Here is a 1,038-nt window from a genome sequence, read left to right as displayed (position 1 = left end):
TTCCAGGGGGTCGCCGATCGGCGCGCCGGTGCCCAGGTCCCACACCCGCACCGTCCCGTCCTCGCCGCCGGTGACAGCGACCGGCCGGCCCTCCACCACCGCGGTTGCCGCCGCTTGCACCCAGCCGGTGTGGCCTTGCTGGGGGTTGCCGATCGGCTGGCCGGTGGCCAGGTCCCAGACCCGCACCGTCCCGTCCTTGCTGTCGGCGACGGCGACCGTGGTCGTCGCCACCAACACGCCGCTGCCGGTGGGAACTTGCAGCGCGTGCCCGATCTGCTGGCGGGTGGTCAGGTCCCACACCCGCGTCGTCCCGTCCTTGCCGCGGATGACGGCGACCGGCCGGCCCTCCATCACCGCGGTTGCCGTCGCTTGCAGCCAGCCGGTGTGGCCTTGCAGCGGCTCGCCGATCTGTTCGCCGGTGGCCAGGTCCCACACCCGCACCGTGTTGTCGTCGCAGCTGCTGGTTACGGCGACCGGCCGGCCCTCCACTTCACCGGTGGCCACCGCCGAGATGTCTCTGCTGTGGCCTCGCAGGGGGTTGCCGATCTGCTGGCGGGTGGTCAGGTCCCACACCCGCACCGTCCCGTCCTCGCCGCCGGTGACAGCGACCGGTCGGCCCCCCACCACCCCGGTGGCCACCGCCCACACCTCCAGGTCATGGCCTTCCCAGGGCTCACCGATCTGCTGGCGGGTGGACAGGTCCCACACCCGCACCGTCATGTCGCCGCTGCTGGTTACGGCGACCGGCCGGCCCTCCACCACCCCGGTGGCCACCGCAACCACCCCGGTGGCCCAAGACGCCTCCTGGAGATGGCCTTGCCAGGGCTCGCCGATCTGTTGGCGGGTGGTCAGGTCCCATACCCGTAGCGTCCCGTCCTTGCAGCCGGTGACGGCGACCGGCCGGCCTTCCACCACGCTCGTCGCCACCGCAGACACCCTGCGGTCGTGGCCGTGCAGGAGCGCGCCGATCTGCTCGCCGGTGGCCAGATCCCACACCCGCACACTCTAGACGTACCAGACTCTTATACACAACTGACG

1 protein-coding gene is annotated in these 1,038 nt (G+C 72.0%); it reads right to left on the bottom strand.

The genetic code is table 11. The features are described from left to right. On the bottom strand, positions 1-996 hold a 996-nt coding region (locus ACFVWU_RS44995; RefSeq protein WP_387632548.1), incomplete at its 3' end, for a WD40 repeat domain-containing protein. Positions 997-1,038 lie beyond the last annotated feature (42 nt).

Source organism: Kitasatospora sp. NPDC058190 (genome assembly GCF_042883685.1).
GTDB lineage: Bacteria > Actinomycetota > Actinomycetes > Streptomycetales > Streptomycetaceae > Kitasatospora.
The sequence above is the reverse complement of the archived record's forward strand: the minus strand, read 5'-3'. Positions and strand labels throughout refer to the sequence as shown.